This window comes from Nocardiopsis rhodophaea (assembly GCF_039530945.1).
Taxonomy (GTDB): Bacteria; Actinomycetota; Actinomycetes; order Streptosporangiales; family Streptosporangiaceae; genus Nocardiopsis_C; species Nocardiopsis_C rhodophaea.
Window position 1 is genome coordinate 197,451 of the sequence record NZ_BAAAPC010000007.1, and the last position, 18,342, is coordinate 215,792.

17 protein-coding genes are annotated in these 18,342 nt (G+C 68.3%); 3 read left to right on the plus strand and 14 right to left on the minus strand.

What is annotated here, in order from left to right:
• Positions 1 to 39: 39 nt before the first annotated feature.
• The 8 genes from ABD259_RS10245 to ABD259_RS10280 form a co-directional block, all read right to left on the minus strand.
• Positions 40 to 1,041, minus strand: a complete 1,002-nt coding sequence (locus ABD259_RS10245; protein ID WP_344161764.1) for a tyrosine-type recombinase/integrase — start codon at positions 1,039 to 1,041, stop codon at positions 40 to 42.
• A 335-nt stretch (positions 1,042 to 1,376) separates the two neighbouring features.
• Complete coding sequence (locus ABD259_RS10250) at positions 1,377 to 1,580, minus strand: helix-turn-helix domain-containing protein (RefSeq protein ID WP_017593285.1); 204 nt, start codon at positions 1,578 to 1,580, stop codon at positions 1,377 to 1,379.
• Positions 1,581 to 1,848: 268 nt separating this feature from the next.
• Positions 1,849 to 2,646 (minus strand): phosphatase, encoded by a 798-nt coding sequence (locus tag ABD259_RS10255; RefSeq protein WP_344100567.1) that lies wholly within the window; start codon positions 2,644 to 2,646, stop codon positions 1,849 to 1,851.
• A 263-nt stretch (positions 2,647 to 2,909) separates the two neighbouring features.
• Positions 2,910 to 4,088 (minus strand): acetoin utilization protein AcuC, encoded by a 1,179-nt coding sequence (locus tag ABD259_RS10260; RefSeq protein ID WP_344100569.1) that lies wholly within the window; start codon positions 4,086 to 4,088, stop codon positions 2,910 to 2,912.
• Positions 4,089 to 4,293: 205 nt separating this feature from the next.
• The gene (proC, locus tag ABD259_RS10265) at positions 4,294 to 5,091 is read right to left on the minus strand and encodes a pyrroline-5-carboxylate reductase (protein WP_344100571.1); all 798 of its coding nucleotides are present in this window, start codon (positions 5,089 to 5,091) and stop codon (positions 4,294 to 4,296) included.
• A 63-nt stretch (positions 5,092 to 5,154) separates the two neighbouring features.
• Positions 5,155 to 6,087 (minus strand): proline dehydrogenase family protein, encoded by a 933-nt coding sequence (locus ABD259_RS10270; protein WP_344100573.1) that lies wholly within the window; start codon positions 6,085 to 6,087, stop codon positions 5,155 to 5,157.
• Between the two features lie 266 nt (positions 6,088 to 6,353).
• Positions 6,354 to 6,995, minus strand: a complete 642-nt coding sequence (locus ABD259_RS10275) for a TetR/AcrR family transcriptional regulator (RefSeq protein WP_344100575.1) — start codon at positions 6,993 to 6,995, stop codon at positions 6,354 to 6,356.
• A gap of 13 nt (positions 6,996 to 7,008) precedes the next feature.
• Complete coding sequence (locus ABD259_RS10280) at positions 7,009 to 7,959, minus strand: sugar phosphate isomerase/epimerase family protein (protein WP_344161767.1); 951 nt, start codon at positions 7,957 to 7,959, stop codon at positions 7,009 to 7,011.
• Positions 7,960 to 8,027: 68 nt separating this feature from the next.
• On the opposite strand from ABD259_RS10280, the gene ABD259_RS10285 reads away from it, so the two are divergent.
• Together ABD259_RS10285 and radA are read left to right on the plus strand one after the other, a co-directional pair.
• Positions 8,028 to 8,726: a class I SAM-dependent methyltransferase gene (locus ABD259_RS10285; protein ID WP_344100579.1), complete on the plus strand. Its 699-nt coding sequence runs from the start codon at positions 8,028 to 8,030 to the stop codon at positions 8,724 to 8,726.
• Positions 8,727 to 8,875: 149 nt separating this feature from the next.
• Complete coding sequence (radA, locus tag ABD259_RS10290; protein WP_344100581.1) at positions 8,876 to 10,237, plus strand: DNA repair protein RadA; 1,362 nt, start codon at positions 8,876 to 8,878, stop codon at positions 10,235 to 10,237.
• A gap of 138 nt (positions 10,238 to 10,375) precedes the next feature.
• Here the strand turns inward: radA and ABD259_RS10295 are convergent, their stop codons facing one another.
• Positions 10,376 to 10,795 (minus strand): hypothetical protein, encoded by a 420-nt coding sequence (locus tag ABD259_RS10295; protein WP_344100583.1) that lies wholly within the window; start codon positions 10,793 to 10,795, stop codon positions 10,376 to 10,378.
• 443 nt (positions 10,796 to 11,238) lie between these two features.
• Here ABD259_RS10295 and ABD259_RS10300 point away from each other — a divergent pair, with 443 nt between their 5' ends.
• Complete coding sequence (locus ABD259_RS10300) at positions 11,239 to 12,114, plus strand: HhH-GPD family protein (RefSeq protein ID WP_344161770.1); 876 nt, start codon at positions 11,239 to 11,241, stop codon at positions 12,112 to 12,114.
• Positions 12,115 to 12,676: 562 nt separating this feature from the next.
• On the opposite strand, the gene ABD259_RS10305 is transcribed toward ABD259_RS10300, so the two are convergent.
• The 5 genes from ABD259_RS10305 to ABD259_RS10325 form a co-directional block, all read right to left on the minus strand.
• A complete protein-coding gene (locus tag ABD259_RS10305; protein ID WP_344100587.1) occupies positions 12,677 to 15,187 on the minus strand; it encodes an ATP-dependent Clp protease ATP-binding subunit in 2,511 nt (836 codons plus the stop codon).
• A gap of 504 nt (positions 15,188 to 15,691) precedes the next feature.
• The gene (locus ABD259_RS10310) at positions 15,692 to 16,024 is read right to left on the minus strand and encodes a histone-like nucleoid-structuring protein Lsr2 (protein WP_344100590.1); all 333 of its coding nucleotides are present in this window, start codon (positions 16,022 to 16,024) and stop codon (positions 15,692 to 15,694) included.
• A gap of 218 nt (positions 16,025 to 16,242) precedes the next feature.
• Positions 16,243 to 16,518 (minus strand): hypothetical protein, encoded by a 276-nt coding sequence (locus ABD259_RS10315; RefSeq protein WP_344100592.1) that lies wholly within the window; start codon positions 16,516 to 16,518, stop codon positions 16,243 to 16,245.
• Positions 16,519 to 17,459: 941 nt separating this feature from the next.
• Positions 17,460 to 17,984 carry an amino-acid N-acetyltransferase gene (locus tag ABD259_RS10320; protein WP_344100594.1) on the minus strand — a complete coding sequence of 175 codons (525 nt, stop codon included), beginning with the start codon at positions 17,982 to 17,984 and terminating at the stop codon, positions 17,460 to 17,462.
• 107 nt (positions 17,985 to 18,091) lie between these two features.
• Entirely contained in the window at positions 18,092 to 18,331 is a 240-nt protein-coding gene (locus tag ABD259_RS10325) for a LuxR C-terminal-related transcriptional regulator (protein WP_344100830.1), read from the minus strand.
• Positions 18,332 to 18,342 lie beyond the last annotated feature (11 nt).

An 18,342-nucleotide genomic window follows, 5' to 3' on the forward strand; every position in this document is an offset into this window, starting at 1 on the left:
CACCAAGTCGATGTCAGCGAGAATCCGTGCCTCGTCGCCCTAGATCCGGTCCGCTACCCCGAGCTTCTGCGATTCCTTCCACGCCAATCGATCGCGTGACTCCGAAACGTACAAGTTGATCATGTCATCCGATGACCATCCGGCTCGCGCTTTCAGCGTGTCTCGGCTCCCGTCCGCGTCCAGGTGCCACGTGGCCATGCTCCGCCGGAACCGGTGCGGGTGGATTCGTTCCTTGATCCCCGCTTGCTCTGCGCGCTTCTTCAGGACCATCTGTACGCCCTGGCGCCCGAACGGGTGACCACCGCGCCCTAGCCACAGCTGCGGCAAGTAGGCATGGCGAAGGGTGGACCGTTTGCGTACGTACCGGTCGAGGGCAATCTCCGTCTTGCGACCGATGTCGACCAAGTGCGACTGGCCACCCTTGATGCGGATCCGCACCAACGGCGGCTGATGGTCGAGGAAAACGTCGTTCCTGCCGTCGTTATCGATGCTGGGAAAGTCGGGATCGTACGTCATCCCGACAAGCCCGGAGAGCCGCATTCCAGTGTCGGCCAGAATGCGGATGATCGCGGCGTCGCGCAGGTCCAGAAAGCTCCGGCCGCTGCACGCCTTGAGCATCGCGGCGACCTGCTCCTGAGTCAGGGGCGGGCGCTTGATCCGGTCCTGATGGGGAGCATGCACCTCAAGCATCGGGTTCTTGCCGGGCGCAACCATCTTCTCTGTCTCGACGGCCCACGCCCAGAACGCGACGAGATTGCGGTAGTGGTGGGCGGCGTTGCCCGGGGACGTCGTGTCGGTGGTGTCGGCAAGCCAGTCGGCCAAATCCTCGCCACGGATCTTCTTCACTGTGGCGGGCAGCTCGTGCTCGTCCAAGTAGGCGGAGAGAAGTCGGATGGTCTTGAGGTAGTTGCGGATCGTGTAGGGACTCGCGGGCTTCCCCTTCTGCCGCCTGGTGGCCACCCCGGCGCGGAGGGCGCGCTCCCAGGAGCGCGCGAGCTCCGGCAGCTGGTTCTTCCGCGCTTTCTTCTTTTTTTCTGGCATGTACTACTCCTGCGGTCGCGGCACGCGGCTCGTGAGCACATAGTGCTTACTTCGACCGTCGTGCTACGGGACGAGTGTTCGAACCCCTCGCATTTCCGCAGGTAGCACGCCCAATTTCGGCCAGATGAGCGCCTCAAACAGCAGACACTACAGATTGTAGTAGACGCGTCGGCGCCTGCTCGGATGCCCCGGTCTTCCACTGTTTTCAGCCCACGCGTGGCACATATCAGGTCACAACGTGGCGCATCGACGTGTGCTGTGTGCTCGGCCTAAGACCCACCCTCAGGGGCGATGGGCGGGGTCGCACCGCCCCCAATGGGTGACGCGCCGTTAAATCAACCAGCCTCGACGAACGCTTCGCGGAGGTAGTCGTGGACAGCGCGTTCCGGCACTCTGTACGAGCGGCCCACGCGGATCGCGGGAAGCACGCCGGAGTGGACCATTCGGTAGACGGTCATCTTGGAGACACGCATGATCGTGGCGACTTCGGCCACGGTGAGGAACCTGACCTCTTCCAGAGGTGCCTTACTCCCGTTCATCTTCTGCAACGCCCTCGCTTCCGGACGTGCGCGTAGGTGTCACTGCTTCTGTCGGCCGACGCGATGACCCCGTACGGCAGTGAGGGGGAGACTCCCGGCCGCTACGCCCCATCGCCGCGCCGGCGTGCCGTTCGGTAACTGCTGACACGTCCGGTTTCAGGGTAGATCCGCGTGCACGGCTTTGAAAGGCCGGTTTTGCTGTCTCTGCAGCTACATGAGGGCAGGGGGTCGCGTGAGGTTTAGCGGTTGGGTATAAACGGCTCGCCTGTCACCTGAACCCCGCCCGGTGCAGCACATAGTCGGACAGCGGACGGTAGTCGTCAGTGGAGTATCCGTCGTCCAATGGGACCGTGGTGAGGAGTTTTCCCTCGTGTTCGGCCAGGAACAGCGCAGGATCGTTACAATCCGCGAACCCGATGGTGGGGATACCCGCTTCGCCCGCGGCACCCGCGAAACCATGATCGGCGATGACCAACTGCGGCCACTCTTCGCCCCGCTCAGTAAGGGAGTTCAGGGCTGCCCGCATTCCGAAGGGGTGGTGGCTGTGCCGCGGCGCCTCACCGTCGATCACGAGGCCGACCCCGTCGCGCCATACGAGGATGCGGCGGTTGGGGGGATGTTCGGTCGTCACTTCATAGGAGTATCCGCCCCCCGCGGTGACGACCTCGCAGCCGCGCTTCTCCAGTTCGTCCTTCCAGAGCTGGTAGGTCTCCAGGAGATTGCGCGGGTGGCCGGTCGCGAACATCACGCGCTCCCGCTTCCGCGCCGCCTCGGCGAGCCGGTCGCCCAGGGCCTCCAGGGCGTCCACGGTCAGGTCGGGGTCGATGGTGTCGATCCCCCACTGGTGCGATTCGTCGGCGACCACCCCGCAGCGCTTCGCCATCAAAGCGAGGACCTCGGAGAACGACCACTCATGGGCGAAGGTGAGACCGAACTGGTAGTAGGGGTCCTTGTGACATAGCCGCCGGTAGTGCCGGAGGTTGCCCTGCCGGGGAGTGTCCACATGCCCGGCTATTCCGGTCCGTACCAAATGCGCGATGAGTTCTGCGCGCGAAGGCGGCGTCACCAAATATCCCCCTCCCACTGCCGGATGCGGCGATCCGGCTCGTTCCCGGCCGACGAACTGTTCCACACTCCGGGCGAAACGGCGCATACCGCTCCGCGCGGAACGGTCCACCACCGATCCGCCGGGAACGGACAGCACGCGTCGTCATACCCTGTCCACCTCGGATTCAACGTCACGCCCCGGCAGGCGGCCGACGGGGCGACCCGCTCTCCGCGCCCGCCCCGACCCGCCTGACCGGTCGACTCCCGATCCACATCCCGGAGTCACAGGCTCGGGTCGATCCCGTGACTGGGGAAGACCGCCTTTCGGGTCTCCTGAATCGCCTGGTCCACCGGGTCATCCGGGTCGAATCCCGCGTCGAACGGGGTGAAGTCGGGGGAGCGCCCGTCCGTCATATATAGCGGAGGGGCCTCGCCGGTGCGCTCGCGAACGAAGCCGCGCCAGGCGTCCGGAGTCGCGACCCCGGGGTCGATATCGACCCCGGCGGCCTCGGCCAGCAGGTGCGTCCAGGCGCGGGGGACCACCTGGACCAGCTCGTATCCGCCACCGCCGAGGACCACCCAGCGTCCTCCCGCGGTCTCCTTGGCCAGCTTGTGCATCGCACTGTAGATCCGGCGCTGGCCATCCAGGCTGAGGGTGAGGTTGGCCAGCGGGTCGAGCAGGTGGGTGTCGGCGCCCTGCTGGGTGACCAGCACCTGCGGCTGAAACTCGCTCAGGAGCGGCGGAACGGTGGCCTCGAACGCCCGCAGCCACCGGCTGTCGTCGGTCCCGGCGGGCAGGGCGACATTGACGGCGTACCCTTCGGCGTTCGGCCCGCCGACCTCGGCGGGGCGCCCAGTGCCGGGGAAGAGGGTCAGCGGCGATTCGTGCAGGCTGATCGTGAGGACGCGCGGATCGTCGTAGAACATGGCCTGCACGCCGTCGCCGTGGTGGACGTCGACATCGACGTAGGCGACGCGCTTGGCGCCCTGTTCCAACAGCCAGGCGATAGCCAGGGCGGCGTCGTTGTAGACGCAGAAGCCCCAGGCGTGCTTCGGCATGGCGTGGTGCAGCCCGCCCGCGATGTTGGCGGCGTGCTCGGTCTCGCCGCTCCACACAGCGCGGGCGGCCGCGACAGAGGCGCCGCCCACGAGCGCGGACGCGTCGTGCATCTTCTCAAAGACGGGGTTGTCGGGGGTGCCGAGGCAGTAGTGCTCGTCGCCGATGAGCGTGTCGCCGGCGCGCTTCACCGCTTCGATGTAGCCGGGGTCGTGGATGAGTTTGAGCAGGTCGTCCGACGCCGGTTCGGCGTCGATGAAGGAGACCCCAGGCGCGTCGAAGACGCCCAGCTCGCGGCTGAGGGCCATGGTCAGCTCCACCCGGACGGGCGCGAGCGGGTGCTGCGGCCCGAAGTTGTAGGCGGTCAGCCCATCATCCCAGGCCAGGTGAAGCGAGCAGGCCATGCGCCCTCCCAGCGGTCGGCATCTGGTTGTGTGCCCAACAACACAGTAGTCAACTGGTACAAACCAATGGACCGTCGGGGGCATTCCCCCCGGCGCCTGTTTTCCCATTGTTGCCGGGGCCGCCGGTCCCGGACCGTGCCGCACCGCCCCGGTCAGGGCACGCGTTCGCCGGGATCGAGGCGGCCGCGGACCTGCCGGCGCCCGGTCACCCCTCCGATAGCGCGCGGCTGCGGTCGCGTGCGGCCTCGATGGCGTCGGTGAACGCGGTGCGGACGCCGTGGCGGTCCAACTCCCGGACCGCGGCAGCGGTGGTTCCGCCCGGAGAGGTCACGGCCTCACGCAGGACGACGGGGTGCTCGCCGGACTCGTTGAGCATCGCCGACGCTCCGGCGATGGTCTGCCCGACGAGCCGCTCGGCGGTAGCGCGCGGCATCCCCATGGCGACACCGGCCTCGATCATCGTCTCCGCGATGAAGTAGAAGTAAGCCGGGCCGCTACCGGACAGCGCGGTGACGGTGTCCATGTGCTTCTCGGGCACCTGGACCACCTCGCCGACCGAGCGCAGCAGTCGCTCGGCGTGGTCGAGCTGCTCAGGCGTGGTGTGCGTGCCCGCGGCGATCGCCGTCATGCCCTTGCCCACCAGCGCGGGGGTGTTGGGCATGGCGCGGACCACGGCGACGTCGCCGCTCAGGTGCTTCTCCAGCAGCGAGGTGGTGATCCCGGCCGCGACCGAGATGACCAGGCGCTGACCGCCGCCCATGTGCGGGGAGACGTCGTCGAGGAGGTCGACCATGTCCTGCGGCTTGATCGCGAGCAGGAGGGTGGCGGCGCGCTGGGCCGCCTCGGCGGCCGGCACGGTCTCCACGCCGTAGCCCTGACGCAGCTGCGCGGCGTGTTCCTCGCGCGGTTCGACGACAAGGACGTCGGCCGGGTCGTGCCCGGTCCCCAGCAGCCCGGCGAGCAGGGCCTCGCCCATCTTCCCGGCACCGATGATCGCGATCATTCATTCCACCTTTCGAACGCTTTCAACGGTATAGGCGCTCGGCTACTCCCCGCTTCGTCTTTCTCACTTCCTGGACAGGACGGACCGCGCGGCGAAAACGAGGTTCGCCGGACGCTCGGCGAGGCGGCGGGCGAGGTAGCCGTACCAGTTGTCGCCGTAAGGGACATAGACCCGCACCCGGTGGCCGTCGTCGGCGAGGCGGCGCTGCTCGTCGGCGCGCACGCCGTAGAGCATCTGGTACTCGAAGTCCCCCGGGCCCTTGCCGTAGCGGCGGGCGAGCGTCCCGGCGATGTCGATCAGCCGGGGATCATGCGTGGCGACCATCGGATAGGCCTCGCTGGCCATCAGCACGCGCAGCGAGCGCACATAGGCGGCGTCCACGTCGCGCCGCGCCGTGTAGGCCGTGGCGGGATCGGGGGCATAAGCGCCCTTGCACAACCGGATCCGGGCCTTGGGTGCCGCCATCGCCGCGGCGTCGGCGTCCGTGCGGTACAGGTACGACTGGAGTACGCAGCCCAGCCACGGATAGCGGTCGCGCAGCGAGGAGACGAGGCGCAGCGTGGCGTCCACGGTGTCCGGCGCCTCCATGTCGACGGTGACCGTCGTCCCCATGTCGCCCGCCGCGGCGCAGACGCGCCCGATGTTGTCGGCGGCCAGCGCCTCCCCTTCGTCCCCAAGAGCGAGCCCGACCGCCGTCGCCTTCACCGACACTTCGGCCCACCCGGACAGCCCGGCGTCGTCGAGGCGCTCCAGGAGCCGCAGGTACCCGCGGGTGATGTCGTCGGCCTGGGCCGGATGGGCGGTGTCCTCCCCGAGCAGGTCGATGCTGGCGTAGATCCCGCGCTCCGCCAGCTCCCCCGCCGCACGCACCGCGTCGACCGCGCTCTCCCCCGCGACGAACCGGTCGATCACGCCGCGCGTCATCCGCGACGACGAGACGAAGGACCGCAAGCGCTCGTTTCCGGACACCGTAAGAAACGTGTTCCGCCAGACCATCCGTCGCTCCTCCTCCACAAACCACGACACCGGGGTCTTTCGAGCCTACGCCGTGGGACTCCGCACTTCCCGGATGGAACGCGCGCCGATGGACACGTGGGACGAGGTGGCATGGCCTTACCTGAGCACATCGTCGGCGGCTTGGAACGATCAGACCACAGCGAAGCTGGAGCGGTTGGTACAGCGCTCCTCTGGTATCAGGAGGCTCGTCGGCACTCGCTCAGTCTCATCCTGCGGGTACAGCACCGGCCACTGCGCTGATCAACCTAGCTGTCCCTCCGAGAGCTTCGTCGATTTACGTCCCTCGGTTCCCTGACGCCAGGCTGTTCCTCCCCGCCGCCCTCGATCATGGCGCGGAGCGCCGGGGCGTACATGGCGACGATCTCCTCGGTGTCGGCCGAGCGGACCACCTCGACCCCCACCACGTGGCGCAGCAGAACGATGCCGAACAGCTGGGAACCGATCATCGCGGCGCGCAGCGGCGGGAGCCCGAGCTCCGTGGAGATGTGGTGCACGACCAGGTCGTTCATGAACCCGCGCACGGCCTCGGCCGCCTTGTCGTGGCTGGTGGCCGAACGGACGAGGGCGAGCATCGGATCACGGGTCCGCGGGTCGTCCCACATGCGGAGGAAGAAGCGCAGGATCGCCTCGGCGTGGTCCCGCTCGCGGTCGGCCATGATCGCGCGCACTTCGTCGGCCGGGTTGAACGGCAGCCGCATCGCGGCGATAAACACCCGTTGCTTGGCGCCGAAGTAGTGGTGGACCAGGGCGGGGTCGACCCCGGCCGCGCGGGCGATGCCCCGGATCGTGGCGCCGTCGTAGCCCTGGTCCGCGAACTGCTCGCGTGCCGCCCGGAGGATCTCCTCACGGGTTTGCGTGGTGCCTGGCCGTCGCCCTGTTCTCGCCATGGCGACCAGAATGTCAGGCTTCGTCCGCGACAGTGCCGTCACTGTCCACGACGAAGTGGCGCGGCGGGGTGGTGTCGGCCCGCCTCCGCATCGCGATGCGCTCGCGGCGGTCGGCGGTCTCCTCCCGCCGCGTGCCCTGGTCTTCGGGGGACGTCCCCCGCACCTCCGCGGCGAAGTGCAGTCGCGTGAACGCCAGTGCCTCGGCCAGCTCCAGCTGGCGCGTCTCGCGGTCGGCGGACTTGCGCGTGTTCACTTCCAGCACCAGCTGCCCCTCATATCCCGTGGAGGCGAGGTGTTCCAGCAGTTCGGCGCAGGGTTGGGTGCCCCGGCCCGGGATCAGGTGCTCGTCGAAGTTCTGCTTGCCGGTGCCGTCGGCGAGGTGCACGTGGGACAGGCGGCTGCCCAGTTGCTTGGCCATGTCCATCGCGTCGGAGCGCGACATGGCCGTGTGGGAGAGGTCGAGCGTCACATCGGGGTAGTCGCGGTCCAGGGGGTTCCAGCTCGGCGCGTAAGGTACGGCCTCCTTGCCGCGCATGTGCACCGGGTACATGTTCTCGACCGCGAAGACCACATCGGTCTCCTCCTGCATCCGCGCGATGCCGGACTCGAACTCCCGGGCGTAGTCGCGCTGCCAGCGGAACGCCGGGTGGACCACGATGGTCTTGGCCCCCAGCTTCTCCGCCATCTCCTTGGAGCGCACCAGCTTGCCCCACGGGTCGCGGCCCCAGACGGCCTGGGTGAAGATCAGACAGGGCGCGTGGACGGCGAGGATCGGAACGCCGTGGTAGTCGGAGAGTCGTCGGAGCATTTCGATGTCCTGGCTGACCCGATCCGTGGACACCAGCACTTCCACGCCGTCGTAGCCGAGTTTCGCCGCGAGTTCGAAGGCCACTGGAGTTTTCTCCGGGTAGACCGACGCCGACGAGAGCACAACGGGCGCGTCTGGAACCTGGATAGCGCTCACCTGAACAAGACTATGCGGTACGGCCGCAAGTTGGCTCGGATGCTCCGCCGATCGCTATCGTCCCGGGGGTGAGAGCAGCGCTGCAGGGGGCGATTCCCAGCCCCAACATCTGGAACAGCCCCGGAGTGTACGAGCTGGAGAACCGGGCGGTCGACCCGGACGGGGTCATCGACGCCGCCATGCGCCGCGTCCGGGGGATGGGCGGCGCGCACGTGCTGGACATCGGCTGCGGGACCGGCTTCCATCTCCCCCGCTTCGCGGCCGAGGCGGACCGCGTCACCGGGATCGAACCGCACGGCGAACTCGCCGCCGCGGCACGCGCCCGCGCCGCCGGGCTCGCCAATGTCACGGTCCGCACGGGCGTCGCCCAGCGGCTCCCCGTCCCCGACACGTCCGTGGACCTGGCCCACGCCCGCTGGGCCTACTTCTTCGGCCCCGGCTGCGAACCCGGCCTCACCGAGCTGCGCCGGGTCATGCGGCGCGGCGGCGTCGCGTTCGTCATCGACAACGACGCGACCCGCAGCACGTTCGGCGGGTGGTTCCGGCGCTTCCTTCCGTCCTACGACCCGGCCGCCGTCGAGCGTTTCTGGGCGCGGCAGGGCTTCGAGCGCGAACAGCTGACCATGCGCTGGCTCTTCGACAGCCGCGACGACTTTGAATCGGTCGTCCGTATCGAGTTCACCCCCGCCGTCGCCGAGGAGGTCATCGCCACCCACCCCGGACTGGAGGTCGACTACGCGATCAACCTGTGGTGGCGTGAATACTGACCGGGTCGGGTGACGTCCGGCCCCAGGGCCCCGTGCGAACCATCGCGGCCCGCGGTCCCCCTTCGGGCAACCTCGCACAACAGCGCCCGCCTTCCCCACCCTGTGGACAACTGGACCAAGATGTCCGCGGCGACCGCTAGCGTGCTGTCATGGCCAAGCCTCCCAAGACCACGTTCCGATGCGCCGAATGCGGCTGGACCACGCTCAAGTGGGTCGGGCGCTGCGGCGAGTGCCAGGCGTGGGGCACCGTCGACGAGGTCGGCGCCCCCGCCACCGAGGTGATCGCGCCGTCGCGTGTCAGCACTCCGGCGCTCCCCATCACCGAGATCGATGTGGAGGCCGCGCACGCCGCCCCCACGGGGCTCGACGAGCTCGACCGGGTGCTGGGCGGCGGCGTGGTTCCCGGCGGCGTGATGCTGCTGGCCGGTGAGCCGGGGGTCGGCAAGTCGACGCTGCTCCTGGAGGTCGCGGCGCTGGCGGCCGACAGCGGACCGGTGCTGTATGTCACGGGCGAGGAGTCCACCGGCCAGGTGCGGCTGCGCGCCGAACGGCTGGGCGCCCTGTCGTCCAAGCTCTTCCTCGCGGCGGAGACCTCGGTGTCCGCGGTGGTCAGCCATGTCGACGCGGTGGCGCCGCGCCTGCTGATCGTCGACTCGGTGCAGACCATGGTCTCGCCCGAGGTCGCCGGTGTCCCCGGCGGGGTCACCCAGGTGCGCGAGGTCACCGGGGCGCTGATCCGGCTGGCCAAGGAGCGCGGCATCGCCGTCGTGCTCGTCGGGCACGTGACCAAGGACGGGTCCATCGCCGGTCCGCGGTTGCTGGAGCACCTCGTCGACGTCGTCCTGCAGTTCGAGGGCGACCGCCACTCCCAGCTGCGCATGCTGCGCGCGGCCAAGAACCGCTACGGCCCCACCGACGAGATCGGCTGCTTCGAGCTCAGCGACTCCGGCATCATCGGCCTGCCCGACCCCAGCGGCCTCTTTCTGACCCGGCGCAACGAGCCGGTGCCGGGCACCTGTGTCACGGTCACGCTCGAAGGGCGGCGCCCGCTGATCGCCGAGGTGCAGGCGCTGGTCTCCGCGTCCAACCTGCCCGCACCCCGCCGCGCCACCTCCGGCCTCGACACCGGCCGGGTGAACATGGTCATGGCCGTCCTGGAGCGGCGGGCCGGTGTCCGCATCGCCAACGCCGACGTCTTCTCCTCCACCGTTGGCGGCGTGCGCCTGGGCGAGCCCGCGGTGGACCTCGCCCTGGCACTGGCCACGGCAAGCTCGGTGAAGGACGCCGCACTGCCGCGGGGGGTCATCGCCATCGGCGAGGTCGGCCTGGCGGGCGACGTCCGGGCGGTCAGCGGCGTGCAGCGGCGGTTGATGGAGGCCCAGCGGCTCGGCTTCACCCAGGCGATCGTGCCCAAGCACAGCGAGGAACCGGTCGAGGGTATCGAGACCATCGGCATCGAGGACCTCGCCGAGGGGATCCGACTGGCCCTTCCGGCCCGCCGCCGGTCGTAGGGACAGGGCGCGGCCCGGTTCCGGGGGTGTTCCCCTACCTGAGCGCCGGTCCACTGTCCGTCCGACCGCCCATGGCCCCGCCATCGCCCGGTGCGGAGCGGACGGGGCCTCTGGTCGGCGCCGGGCGGCCAGTGCGGCCTAGTTCAGCCGGAAGACCTGACGCTCGGCGCCCACGTCGTAGTCGCTCTCCAGGGTGGCCACGTACGTGCCGGGGCGGCGGGCGTCGACGTCGCCGTCGCGGCAGTCCTTCCAGGACCGCTTGCGGTCCCAGGTGATGGTCCGGGACTGCGGAACGCCGCGCCGCAGCTGCTTCTTCACCACCGCCTTGTCGCCCTTCGCGCAGTCGGCGGTGGAGAAGACCCGATCGTCGCCGGAGGCGATCAGCACCTCCATGGTCGTGGGACCCATGTCCACGGTGCAGGTCTGCTCGCCCGTGTTCACCACAGTGATCTCGATTTCAGGCTTGTCGTCCCATGCGTAGTCGGACTTGTCGGTCTCGAACGTCACCACGACGTCCTGCGGTCGGCACGGGTCGCTGGCCTTCGTGGGCACGGGCACCGACCTGGCGCCCTCCGAGCCGCCCGAGCCACTGGATCCGCCCGACCCCGTGGATCCGCCGGATCCCGAGCCAGACGCCGCGGAACCCTCGTCACCGTCGGCTCCACCGCCCTCCGCGCCCTTCCCCGCGCCGGGATTCGGGCTCGCGGAGCGATCGGGCGCCGGTTTCGGTGAGACACTGGGCGATGAGGGCGCCTGAGGTGAGGGACTGGCGTCCGCGTCCGCCGCCGCTCTGTCCTGATCGGACGATGAGGGGCGAGAACACGCGTAGGCGATCAACGCCACCACGAGGAGGAGCCCCGCCAAAACGAACACACGCCGCTTCCAATACGTTTCCGGACTAACAGGTCCAGGGTGCCCAGCACTAGCCGCCATGGGGCGTAGTATTCCGGGTTTCCCCGCGTGTCACACACTCAACCCGCCGAACTCTCCACTGATTGCGCATGTTCGACAACCCCTACAGCTCCGCCATTCTCAGCTGGTACCAGGCCAACGCCCGCGATCTTCCCTGGCGTCGCCCGGATGCCTCACCATGGTCCATCCTGGTCAGCGAGATCATGCTGCAGCAGACGCCGGTCGTGCGGGTGTGGCCCGCATGGGAGGCGTGGATGGAACGCTGGCCCACGCCCGCCGCTCTCGCCGCCGAACCGTCGGGCGAGGCCGTCCGGATGTGGAACCGCCTCGGTTACCCGCGCCGAGCCCTCAACCTGCACGCGTGCGCCCGCGAGATCGTGGACCGGCATAACGGCGAGGTGCCCGACTCCCACGCCGATCTGCTGGCGCTGCCCGGTATCGGCCCCTACACCGCCGCGGCCGTCGCCAGCTTCGCGTTCGGCCAGCGGCACGCCATCCTCGACACCAACGTCCGCCGGGTCCTCGCGCGCGCCGACACGGGCATCGAATACCCGCCCAAGACGCAGAGCAAGGCCGAAGTGCGCCTGGCGGAGTCGCTGCTCCCGCCCGAAGCCGACGTGGCGGCGCTCTGGGGCGTGGCCATCATGGAGCTGGGCGCCCTGGTCTGCACGGCCCGCTCCCCCGCCTGCGCCGACTGCCCCATCGCCGACAAGTGCGCCTGGCGGCTGGCCGGCAAACCCGCCCACGACGGCCCTCCCCGCCGCGGCCAGACCTACGCGGGCACCGACCGCCAGGTCCGCGGCCGCCTCCTGGCCGTGCTCCGCGACGCCTCCGGCCCGGTCCACAAGCCCGCCCTGGACGCGGTCTGGGACGAGCCGATCCAGCGGGAGCGCGCCCTGGACGCCCTGGTGGCCGACGGCCTGGTCGACCCCCTCGACGACGGCCGCTACGCACTGCCGGGCTGACGCGAGGCGGTCTGCTGCCGCCTCGGTTCGCCACGCAGCGGCCAGACTGGGCCCGCGGTGGCCTGGGTCTGCTGGGCGGCCTTGTCGGCGTTCTGCTGATCCGGTGTCCTGTGGTGAAAAGCGGCGCCGAGGGCGGTGGGGGCTGGGGGCGCCGGTCCCCTGGCGGGCTTGGCCGGGCGGGGGGCCGATTGCCGCAAGTTCCCCGCGATGATCATGGGAACGGTCCCGGTTCTGTCCGGTTTGCCGGGATTATCCCCATGATCATCGCGAGACGTGGTTCCGGGCATCGCCTATCCCTCCCTGCGGCCACCCGGTCCGCCCGCCAGGGGGACCGGCGCCCCCAGCCCCCCACCGCCCTCGGCGCCGCTTTTCACCACAGGACACCGGAAAGGATCAACGGCGACAAGGCCGCCCCGCAGGCCCAGGCCTCACCACTCTCCCTACTGTGCGACCTCCGGGTTCATGCCCTGCCCCGACCACAAACGCGAGGAGCGGGCCCGCACCCTGAGGGTGCGGGCCCGCTCCTGTTGGGACGGGATGCGGTTGAGCGACGACCGTTCGGCTACTCGCTCTTGCCCGCCGCTGTCTCCTCGACCGCCGGGGTGTCGGGGACGGACTCGGGCTTCGGCACACCGTGGAAGGTGAACTTGGCGTCCGTGCCCTCGCCCTCCGCGTCGATCACGATGATCTGTCCGGGCTGGACGTCGCCGAAGAGGATCTTCTCCGAGAGCTGGTCCTCGACCTCGCGCTGGATGGTCCGGCGCAGGGGCCGGGCGCCCAGAACGGGGTCGTAGCCGCGCTCGGCCAGGACCTTCTTGGCCTTCGGCCGCAGCTCCAGGCCCATGTCGCGGTCCTTGAGGCGCTCGTCGAGCTGGCTGACCATCAGGTCGACGATGCTGATGATCTCCTTCTCGGTGAGCTGGTGGAAGACGATGACATCGTCCACACGGTTCAGGAACTCGGGCCGGAAGTTGCTCTTGAGCTCCTCGCTGACCTTCGCCTTCATCCGGTCGTAGTTGGTCTTGGCATCGTCCTCCTTGGCGAAGCCCATGGCCGCGCCCTTGGAGATGTCTCGCGTACCGAGGTTCGTCGTCATGATGATGACGGTGTTCTTGAAGTCGACCGTGCGGCCCTGAGCATCCGTCAGGCGGCCTTCCTCAAGCACCTGCAGCAGCGAGTTGAAGATGTCGTTGTGCGCCTTCTCGATCTCGTCGAAGAGGACCACGGAGAACGGCTTGCGGCGCACCTTCTCGGTGAGCTGGCCGCCCTCCTCGTAGCCGACATAGCCGGGAGGCGAACCGAACAGCCGCGAGACGGTGTGCTTCTCCATGAACTCGCTCATGTCGAGCTGGATCAGCGTCTCCTCGTCGCCGAACAGGAACTCGGCGAGCGTCTTGGACAGCTCGGTCTTACCGACACCCGACGGGCCGGCGAAGATGAACGAACCACCGGGGCGCTTCGGGTCCTTGAGCCCGGCCCGGGTACGGCGGATCGCCTGGGAGAGCGCCTTGATGGCGTCCTCCTGGCCGATGACCCGCTTGTGCAGCTCGTCCTCCATGCGCAGCAGCCGGGAGCTCTCCTCCTCGGTGAGCTTGAACACCGGGATGCCGGTGGCGGTGGCCAGGACCTCGGCGATGAGCTCCTCGTCCACCTCGGCGACGACGTCCATGTCGCCGGCCTTCCACTCCTTCTCCCGCTGCGCCTTCTTGTTCAGCAGCTGCTTCTCGTCGTCGCGCAGCGACGCCGCCTTCTCGAAGTCCTGCGCGTCGATCGCGGACTCCTTGTCCCGGCGGACCTCGGCGATCTTGTCGTCGTACTCGCGCAGGTCCGGCGGTGCGGTCATGCGGCGGATGCGCATGCGCGAGCCGGCCTCGTCGATGAGGTCGATGGCCTTGTCCGGCAGGAAGCGGTCGCTGATGTAGCGGTCGGCGAGCTGGGCGGCGGCCACGAGGGCGCTGTCGGTGATGGACACCCGGTGGTGCGCCTCGTAGCGGTCGCGCAGGCCCTTGAGGATCTCGATGGTGTGCGAGATCGTCGGCTCGTCGACCTGGATCGGCTGGAAGCGGCGCTCCAGCGCGGCGTCCTTCTCCAGGTGCTTGCGGTACTCATCGAGCGTGGTGGCGCCGATGGTCTGCAGCTCGCCTCGGGCCAGCATCGGCTTGAGGATGGAGGCGGCGTCTATGGCGCCTTCCGCCGCGCCCGCTCCGACCAGCGTGTGCAGCTCGTCGATGAACAGGATGATGTCGCCGCGGGTGCGGATCTCCTTGAGCACCTTCTTCAGGCGCTCTTCGAAGTCACCGCGGTAGCGGCTGCCGGCGACCAGCGCGCCCAGGTCCAGGGTGTAGAGCTGCTTGTCCTTGAGCGTCTCGGGGATCTCCCCCTTGACGATCTTCTGGGCCAGCCCCTCGACCACGGCGGTCTTACCGACGCCGGGCTCACCGATGAGGACCGGGTTGTTCTTGGTCCGGCGCGACAGCACCTGCATGACGCGCTCGATTTCCTTGTCCCGGCCGATGACCGGGTCGAGCTTGCTCTCGCGCGCGGCCTGGGTCAGGTTCCGGCCGAACTGGTCCAGCACCAGGGAGGTGGACGGCGTGGACTCCGAGGAGGCGCCCGTGGCCTGCGGTTCCTTGCCCTGGTAGCCGTGCAGCAGCTGGATCACCTGCTGGCGCACGCGGTTAAGGTCGGCACCCAGCTTGACCAGCACCTGGGCGGCCACGCCCTCACCCTCACGGATGAGGCCAAGCAGGATGTGCTCGGTACCGATGTAGTTGTGCCCGAGCTGCAAGGCTTCCCTGAGGGAGAGCTCCAGGACCTTCTTCGCGCGCGGAGTAAAGGGGATGTGACCGGAGGGAGCCTGTTGACCCTGGCCGATGATCTCCTCAACCTGCTGGCGGACCGCCTCCAGGCTGATTCCCAGACTCTCCAGGGCCTTCGCGGCGACGCCCTCACCCTCGTGGATGAGACCGAGCAGGATGTGCTCCGTACCGATGTAGTTGTGGTTGAGCATCCTGGCCTCTTCTTGGGCCAGGACCACCACGCGCCGTGCGCGGTCGGTAAACCTCTCGAACATGTCTCGTCGCTCCTCACAGAGCGGTCCGGCAGGGACGGAAGCTCCGGCCCTCACTTTTCCGCATTCCGGCCCTACCGGGGAGTGAGCCCCTGTAGGGCGCTACCGCACCCGTCCACCAAGCCGTCCGGTCCACCCGGACCGACCCGACAAACACATCCCGCACGGTGGCCGTCCCAGACCATCCGTGCCAGAGACTTTCCCCGACGATAGGGCGTTCACCCTCATCCAACTACCAATCGGGCCTTCAGTGTTCCAAGTACGCCGCAAGCGAACGGCCCGCGTCCCCCCGGATAGCGAGGGCACACGGGCCGTGCTGTGGATACATGCGATGCTGTGCTCTCAGCGAACACCGCCCCGTGGGGCTGGACGCCGTCCGGGCCGGGTGATCCGGCACTAGTCCCCGGACGTGTCCGCAAGAAGCGCAGTGGAGTCCCGCACAGCCACGGGGTCTCTCCGCGGCCGTGCACCACGGCACGATGCACGCCACGCCCGCATCGCGTGTGATCAGCGCTGGGCGGCCTCGTACTCGGCGACGATCGCGGCCGGAATGCGACCCCGCTCGTTCACCTGCTTGCCGGCGGCCTTGGCCCACGCGCGGATCTCCGCGCTGCGCTCGCGGCTGGGGGCGCTGCGCTGCTGCTTGCGTCCGCGGCCGGTCTTCGCCGGAGCCTTGCGTGCGGCATCGACGAACGGAGCGATCGCTTCACGCAGCTTCGACGCGTTGTCGGCGCTGAGGTCGATTTCGTAGTTAGTACCGTCGACCCCGAACGCAACGGTCTCCTCTGCTTCGCCGCCGTCGAGATCGTCGACGAGAAGCACCTGAACCTTTTGTGCCATAGATACAAACCTTTCAAGAGTGCGGTGCGACGGCACCTTAATATAAAGCTATCCGGATAGCAGCCGGAAGACAATTCTCGGCGCGGCACAAATCGCGCGACCGTGCCTGAGCCTCCCCGGCGAAAAGCTTGGCGCGGCGCCCGATACCCCTGCCGCGCCCCGGAGCGGACGACAGCGGTTAACGCGAGGGCGCTGCCCACATTCCCTTACGTTGTCGGTTAGCGGTCAGTGGTGTCAGGGTGGTCGGCAGGAACTTCCGGAGAAGACCTGTCCGCACCCTTTGCCCCGTCTTCTACCGCAACGGTGGTACTCCCCGCCGGAGTCGCGGTTGAGGCCTCACCCCGCGTGGAACCCGTTGCGTCGTCGACTTCACTGACGAGCCGCCCATCCGACGTTCTCGGGGCCATCTCCTTACGGAGCAGCTTAACGATGAACGTGCAGAAGACCGCCGCGACAACAGCAGGGGGGATCAGCGCCGACAAAATATCAGTCATCGAGCGCACTCCCCTTCCTTGTCGTTACCTTATGCAGCAATTACCCCACGCAGGGGCGTGTTCGGGTCACTTGGACGCTCCTACGGCATCCCCAACCCGGCGCGAAGGGGGACTCCGCCATCATAGACACCGTCCGCCCCTTTCCAGGACCCCCGCGTGCGAGGAAGCCGGGTTCATCGACCCGGGCACCGGCCGGGGACGCAATAAGGAGCGCGCCGCCCCGGTGACTTCGCGGCCACCCATATGCATGGGGGTTCGCGACCGAATCACCGGCGAACTGACAACGCTTCGTAGCCACATGCGAGCGGAATCACCCCCAAGTAGGTGGGGGATATGAAACCGGCGTCACTGAGCCAGCCCGGAGCGTCCGGAAGGAAGCCTCCCGCGACCTCTCGATCACAATCCATAGATTACCTGCCTCTATACCCCACTCTCGCCCTGGCCGACGGGAACATGCAAACGACCTCGGCAAGTTGTGGGATCGTGACTCTGGCGGTACCTAAGGGGACACCATCTAAGAAGAGCGTAAGTCCCAACGGCACGCTACAAGAGGACTTTGCGAGGTCCGGCCGCAGGGTTGAGACCTGGTCTGCATATTCACACCAAGTACTCACGGGCTCGCTGTGGGATTCCGGTCATGAACGTCGAGCCCCATGGGGCTGCCGTACTGCCATTGACCTGCCCGGCGTCGGTGATTTCACTCACGCCCGCCCGGTATGGGGATCTGCGCGCCAATCTCGCCCCCGCCGCGCCCCATCGATCCGGATCCCGACGAAATCGACGCAAGGAAGCTGCGCACACTCCCCACCAGTTGTCAGAAACCACCGGGATTCATGCCCACTGCGGAGAAACCCACCGTCGATAAACTACAACGGGCGTACCCGAAGTGGCCCCTCTTTTGATCTATGCCCCGACTACCGCCCCTACGGGGGCATCGGGGCTCACTCCTCCAGATACACGAGCATCCGGGTGTTGCCGAGCGTGTTGGGTTTGACCCGCTCCAGGTCGAGGAATTCGGCTACGCCTTCGTCGTACGAGCGCAGCAGCTCCTCATAGACGCGCGGGGAGACGGGCGTGCCCTGGATCGGCCGGAAGCCGTGCTTGCCGAAGAAGTCGGTCTCGAAGGTGAGGCAGAAGACCCGGCGCACCCCGACCTCGCGAGCGCGCCCCAGGAGCTCACTGACGATGCGGTGGCCGACCCCGTGCCCCTGGAGGGCCGGATCGACCGCCACGGTGCGCACCTCCGCGAGATCCTCCCACAGGACGTGGAGCGCACCACAGCCGACGACGGTCCGCCGGTCGCCGTCGTCGGCCTCGGCCACCCAGAATTCCTGGATGTCCTCGTAGAGGTTGACCGTGCTCTTAGAAAGGACACGGCGTTCCCCGCTGAACATGTCCATGAGCCGGCGGATATGGACAACGTCTGGTGTCCGCGCGCGGCGGATGGTGACCTGCATTATCGGCATGACCGAATCTACAGTACCCACCCGCGTCACCCGACGGGATACCGCCACCACAGAAGTTCCACCCGGGTCTGTGTCCCGGGCGGAACTTCACACGATTCGGTGGCCTGTCAGATCAACTGCTTTCGGGCGGCCCATACCACCGCCTCGATCGGGGTGTTGACGCCCAGTTGGTCGCATATGGCCCGGAGCCGACGGCGCAGGGTGCGCGCGCTGAGTTCGAGACGCCGCGCGGCGACGTCCGTGGTCACTCCGGTGGCGATTTCCGCCAGCAGCTGGAGCTCATCGTCAGTCAGTTCGACCGGCACGCTCGGCCCGCCGTCGCGCGAAGGCGCAGGGGCCGGCACCATTGCCTCGCCGA

Excerpts from the sequence above, each read along its gene's own strand:
- ABD259_RS10245 (WP_344161764.1), bottom strand. The coding sequence starts at position 1,041 with ATGCCAGAAAAAAAGAAGAAAGCGCGGAAGAACCAGCTGCCGGAGCTC.
- ABD259_RS10250 (WP_017593285.1), bottom strand. The coding sequence starts at position 1,580 with ATGAACGGGAGTAAGGCACCTCTGGAAGAGGTCAGGTTCCTCACCGTG.
- ABD259_RS10260 (WP_344100569.1), bottom strand. The coding sequence starts at position 4,088 with ATGGCCTGCTCGCTTCACCTGGCCTGGGATGATGGGCTGACCGCCTAC.
- proC (WP_344100571.1), bottom strand. The coding sequence starts at position 5,091 with ATGATCGCGATCATCGGTGCCGGGAAGATGGGCGAGGCCCTGCTCGCC.
- ABD259_RS10270 (WP_344100573.1), bottom strand. The coding sequence starts at position 6,087 with ATGGTCTGGCGGAACACGTTTCTTACGGTGTCCGGAAACGAGCGCTTG.
- ABD259_RS10275 (WP_344100575.1), bottom strand. The coding sequence starts at position 6,995 with ATGGCGAGAACAGGGCGACGGCCAGGCACCACGCAAACCCGTGAGGAG.
- radA (WP_344100581.1), top strand. The coding sequence starts at position 8,876 with ATGGCCAAGCCTCCCAAGACCACGTTCCGATGCGCCGAATGCGGCTGG.
- ABD259_RS10300 (WP_344161770.1), top strand. The coding sequence starts at position 11,239 with ATGTTCGACAACCCCTACAGCTCCGCCATTCTCAGCTGGTACCAGGCC.
- ABD259_RS10305 (WP_344100587.1), bottom strand. The coding sequence starts at position 15,187 with ATGTTCGAGAGGTTTACCGACCGCGCACGGCGCGTGGTGGTCCTGGCC.
- ABD259_RS10310 (WP_344100590.1), bottom strand. The coding sequence starts at position 16,024 with ATGGCACAAAAGGTTCAGGTGCTTCTCGTCGACGATCTCGACGGCGGC.
- ABD259_RS10315 (WP_344100592.1), bottom strand. The coding sequence starts at position 16,518 with ATGACTGATATTTTGTCGGCGCTGATCCCCCCTGCTGTTGTCGCGGCG.
- ABD259_RS10320 (WP_344100594.1), bottom strand. The coding sequence starts at position 17,984 with ATGCCGATAATGCAGGTCACCATCCGCCGCGCGCGGACACCAGACGTT.
- ABD259_RS10325 (WP_344100830.1), bottom strand. The coding sequence starts at position 18,331 with ATGGTGCCGGCCCCTGCGCCTTCGCGCGACGGCGGGCCGAGCGTGCCG.